Annotated in this window: 1 protein-coding gene and 1 pseudogene; one reads left to right on the top strand and one right to left on the bottom strand. The window is 72.7% G+C overall.

The genetic code is table 11. From position 1 onward, the window contains the following. Window positions 1-264 precede the first annotated feature (264 nt). Window positions 265-528, top strand: a pseudogene (locus M8J74_RS31755) (LuxR C-terminal-related transcriptional regulator); the annotation flags it as partial. Between the two features lie 22 nt (window positions 529-550). Here the strand turns inward: M8J74_RS31755 and M8J74_RS31750 are convergent. Beyond that, window positions 551-5,187 (bottom strand): DNA repair ATPase (locus M8J74_RS31750; RefSeq protein WP_249839750.1); only part of this gene is annotated, 4,637 nt, incomplete at its 5' end.

Below are 5,187 nucleotides of genomic sequence, written 5' to 3'. Positions count from 1 at the left end.
GCCACCCCGACAGCCAAATAGCACGCCAGAGGGCCCTCACCGAATCGGTCAGGGCCCTCTGGCGTGCTGCGTGACTAGCGATTACTGAGTGCGTACGGCTTCTGCGGATCGGCTCCGGCGATGCCGGCGACGGCGCGAGGTTGGATCACGGAACGGATCTGTCTCCGGTACAACTCCTCGGTCACGGCCGTACCGGAGTGTCCGACGAGCCGGGAGATCAGCTGCAGGGGCCTCGGCCTCCTCACCGTCCGGGTGAGCCGGGCCGCCGTACGGCGGGGCACAGACGGCGGCACGGCGCTGGATCCCGAGGTGGTCGCCCAGTTGCTGCTGCGCCGCCATAGCGACCCGTTGGAGCGGCTGATGCCCCGGGAATGGGGGGTGCTGGCGCTGATGTCCGAGGGACGCTCCAACGCCGGGATCACCGAGGCACTGGTGGTCAGCGACAGCGCGGTCACCAAGCACATCAACAACATCTTCGCCAAACTCGGCCTGCCCGCCGCCGACGCCGACCACCGACGCGTCCTCGCCGACCGGCTACGGGAGCGTGCGGTCAGTCCGGTGGCGCGGGGGTGGTGGCTTGTTCGTGGTGCTTCAGGGTGCTCCAGCGGGATGCCTGTTCTGGGGTCAGGGTGCCCTGGAGTTCTGCCAGTTTCAGGAGGTTGGCCTCTGTGCCCGTTGTGAGGGTCTGGGCTTCGGCGCGGTAGTGGTCGGTGATGGCTGCGGTGAGTTCCTCGGGGTTCATCGTGGGGTGGATGCGTTGGGCGATCTTGTTGAGGTTGCGGTAGGAGCCCTGGAGTTGGAAGGGGGGTTCCGTGCGGGTCGTCGGGGACTGGGCTGCGGAGGTCATGTACGCCGTGTTCACGGCCAGGACCGTGTCGCGGGCCGTGCGGAGGTGGCGTAGGGCCTGCAGGATCTGGGTCAGTTCGGCCGGGGCGTAGGGGTGGGTGAGGTGGTTCGGATGGGCCGTCGGGTCGTCGGAGGCCAGGCGGAGCAGGACGTCCAGGTCGCCGCGGGGGCGGGTCGCCAGGGGGGCCAGGGTGGGGTTCGACGTCAGGGCGTTCTCTATGAAGCTCAGCGCGAAGACCGCTTCCTTGCCGGTCACGACGTCTCCCAGGTTCCATACGTCGGCGCGGTTGGCCAGCATGTCGGGGACGTGGAAGCGGGTGCCGGACTCGGTGTAGGGGTTGCCGGCCAGGCAGACGGCGAAGCGTTTGCCGCGCAGGTCGTAGGTGCGGGGTTCGCCGTCCCACACTCCCTCGACGCGGCGCGTGCTGTCGCACAACGGCACGAACTTCTGCAGGAGTTCGGGGGACGTGTGCTGGATGTCGTCGACGTGGAGGAGTGTGTTGTTGCCGGATGCCAGGGCGAAGTTGATCTTTTCGATCTCTCGGCGGGCCGTGGCGTTCGGTGCCTCTGCCGGGTCGAGGGAGGTGACCCGGTGGCCGAGTGCCGGGCCGTCCACCTTCACCAGGACCAGGCCCAGGCGGTCCGCCACGTACTCCATGAGCGTCGTCTTGCCGTATCCCGGCGGGGAGACGAGCAGCAGGAGGCCGCCCGTGCCGGGCCCGGCCGTCGTGCCCAGCTGTTTGGCCAGGCTGTCGCCCAGGAGGGGGAGGTAGACCTCGTCGATGAGGCGGTTGCGGACGAACGTCGTCATCACGCGCGGGCGATGGTCGTCGACACGGATGCGGGCGCGTTCCGCGGTCACCAGCGCGGTGCGCCGGCGCAGGTAGGCGCGGTGCGCCGGGACCTCGGTCCTCATGAACTCCCGGGTGCGGAACAGGAATTCGTCGATACGTAGGGTCAGGGTGCCCGTTGCGGAGATGCGGGGGTGGGTGCCGCGGAGGCCCTCCACCGTCGCGGTCAGCGGCGCGTCCGACTCGTAGCGCGGCAGGTCGGGGCAGAGTTCCGCCGCGATCGCCTCGGCCAGGTCGGCGGCGGCCAGGTCGGCGTAGCCGCTCGTCGTGGCGTACGCCGAGAGCCACGCCTCGACCAGCTGGCGGCGGGCCGGCAGGTCGTCGAGGGCGGTCAGGTCCTCGTCGTACGCCGATGTACCCACCGTGCGGCGGAACTTGTCGAGGAACTCGCGTGCTCCGGCGCTCAGCACGAATCCCTCCGGGCCCGTCGTGAGCTCCTCGAAGAGGTACCTCGCCGCGGCCGCGTCGCCGATCGCCGCACCCAGCTCGGAGCGGAAGTCGCTGATCACCGGGGTCGGTCCGAACGTCTCCCTCGCGCGGGCGAGCGAGCGTGCGCGTCGCGTCCAGGCGTGACGGGACGCGGGGGTGGTGTCGTGCGTCCAGAACAGGTGGGCCGTGGCCCGGGCGGCCGGCGGGTGGCGGAGCAGGGCCGCTGTGGCGTGCAGCCGGAGGAGGGTGGCGAGGATCGCCGTCGCGTCGTGGTCGTGGACGCCGCGTTCGTGGCCTTCGTCGTACGACTCCTCGGCCGTGCGGCGGACCAGGGCGGCCAGGTCGGTCTCGGCGAGGGCGGCCGGGCCGTGTTCGGCGAGCAGGCGGGCGGCGAGGTGCTCGGCGCGGTAGACCTCGGGGGACTCCGAGGGCAGGGGCCGGTTCCAGTAGGGGCGGGTGTCGGCGAAGGCGGGGTCGGTGACCGGGGAGCGGTAGTCGGTGCCGGTGAGGGCGAAGGCCAGACCGTCGGGGCCGTGCGGGACGAGGGTGAGGTCGAGGGGTTCGGTGTTGACGGCGAACCGGTGGCGGCCCAGCCGCAGGGTGCGGCCGTCGTCGGCGTACAGGTCGGTGCGGTCGCGCAGGGCGCGGCCGGCCTCCTGGCGGGCGGCGGTCAGACGGCCCGCGAGTTCGTCGGCGCGTGCCTGGTCGCCGAGGGCGCGCAGGTCGTCGGCGGTGCGGCGGACCTTGGTGACCATCGGGTCGGAGGCGAAGTACGCCCCGATCGCCTCGGCGTCGGCAAGGGCGGTCGCGCGGCGGGTCACCGTCTCCAGCAGGCGGTGGGCGGAGGCGGCCAGTTGCTCGGCGCGCCGGGCGCGTTCGTCGGCGAGGGTCTGCTTGCGGGCGGCGAACGTCTCGTGGATCTCGGTGCGTTTGCCGGCGAGTTCGGCGAGGAGGTCGTCGTGGTCGGTGAAGCGGGCTTCCAGGTTCTCCAACCGGACTAGGAGCAGTGACAGTTGGGTGTCGCAGGCCTGCGGGTCGGGGGCGGCGGCCAGGGCTCCGGTGATCGACTGGGCGAGCAGGGCGAGTTCGGCGGCGGACTCGGCGCGGCCCTCCCGGTCCCGCAGTTCGCGGCGCCGGGCGTCCAGCGCGGCCCGGGCCCGGTTGGTCCCGCCCAGCACCTCGGCCACCCGCTCCAGTACGGACGTACGGACCGTGGCGTCGGCGATGTCGAGGCCGGCCACCACCTCGGTGACCGTCCGCAGCCGCTCGGCGAGTGCGTCGAGACGGGCCGTCAGGGGTGCCGCCTCGGCGGCCGTGGCGAGCGCGCCGGCCTCGGCGACCAGGGCCTCGACGGCGTCGTGGTGGCCGGCGAAGGCGTCGTCGCGGGCCAGCGCCGCCACCGCCCGCTGCCCGAACGACGCCAGGTCCGCCTCGACCTCGGCCGCGAGGGCGTCGACGCGGGCGGTGTCCGTGTACCGCTGGTCCTTCAGCGTGAGCAACCTGCCCTGGGCGCGGCGCAGTTCGGTCAGGCCGTCGATCCAGGCGGCGGCGTCGCGCGGTGGCTCGCCGCGCAGGCGTCGTACGAGAGCGGTGGTGTGCTCGGACGCCTGCGCGAGGGCGTCGGCGGCCTGGCGGGTGAGAGTGCGGACGGTCTCGAACTCGGTCAGCACCTGCCCGGCGGTCGTGCGGAGCGCGTCCAACGGGGTGCGCAGGTCGCCCAGTTCGGGGTCGCCGAGCCAGTGATGGGTGTCCGTCACCCGGACGCAGGCGGCGGCCAGGGCCTCGTACACCTCGGTCGTGGGCGTCGTACCGGCGGCGGTCGCGGTGAGGGAGAGGCAGTCGGAGATGCCCCGGACGAGGTCGGCGTTGCCGACGCGGGCGAGCGGGCCGGTGCCGACGGGGCGGGTGGCCGCGTGGGTGTCGGAGACGAAGGGGGAGGTCCACCGCCGTACGCCGTGGACGCGGGCGGGGTCGCCGGTGTGCGGGGCCAGCACGGTCAGCGCGCCGTCCTGGAACAGCGCCCAGCCCTCGCAGGTCAGCGGGGTGGCGACCTGCTCGCGGACCATGTTGTACGGCAGCAGGAGACTGCGGCCGGTGGCGCGCGCCTGGTAGGCGAACAGGACGTCCTCGCCGTTGGGCGAGCGCACCGTCCGCTCCAGTGCGAGGCCGTCGGTGTCGACGCCGTCGAAGGTCTTGTACGCCCCCGTGGCCAGGCAGTATCCGCCCGGGAAGACGATTCCCCGGTCCTCGGGCAGCCGGTGGCAGGACCGGCCGATGGCGTCGAGGCGCACGACGGTCCTGGTGAGGGTGTTGAAGACCAGGTGGCGGTGGGTCTCCTCCTTGTAGGGCAGGACGTCCAGGAGGATCAGCGCGCCCACGCGCGCGTACGCGATCTCCGCGTCGGCGAGGGACTGCAGCGGTTCGTCGACCGGTTCGCGGTGGATGCCGTCGGCGGTCTCGGTGTCGTCGTCGGTCTTGACGGTGAGGGCGCCGCCGACGGTGGTGACGAACACCTCGCCCTCGATCGAGACATGGGGGTGGCGGCCGAGGACGTGGTCGTCGCGGGTGGTCCGCGTCCAGGTGAAGTCGTGGGCCGGCGGGAAGACGTGGTCGCGTTCGCCGCGCGCGTCGAGGAAGGAGACACGGCCGTCGGCCGCGACGCTCCAGCGCAGTACGCGGATGTCGTCGACCTGCTCGCCGGTCTGGAACACGGCGAGCAGCCTGCCCTCCAGCAGGCGGAGTCGGAGGAGGCGGGCGTCGCGGTAGTAGCGGTGGAGTTCGGTGAACTCGCGGACGAAGGCGGGGTCGTCGAGGAGGCCGGGGACCGCGTCCTCGGGCAGGGGGGTCAGGTCGCGGTCGTGGAGGGTGAGGACGTCGGCGACGGTGGGCGGGCCGCCCGGGCCGGGCGCGGCGGTGGTGCCGAGGAGCAGGGCGCCGCCCACGGCGAGCAGGTCCCGGGGGACGCGATTGTGCTCGGTGCGCAGGCTTCCGGTGCCGGAGAGCTCCAGCCCGGTGGAGCCGAACTCCTCCACGCGGCGCGCGTTGAGCTGCTCCGCCCGGC

The organism is Streptomyces panaciradicis (assembly GCF_023516615.1).
In the GTDB taxonomy this organism is placed as follows: Bacteria; Actinomycetota; Actinomycetes; order Streptomycetales; family Streptomycetaceae; genus Streptomyces; species Streptomyces panaciradicis.
This window is presented reverse-complemented; position numbering and strand designations above follow the sequence as displayed.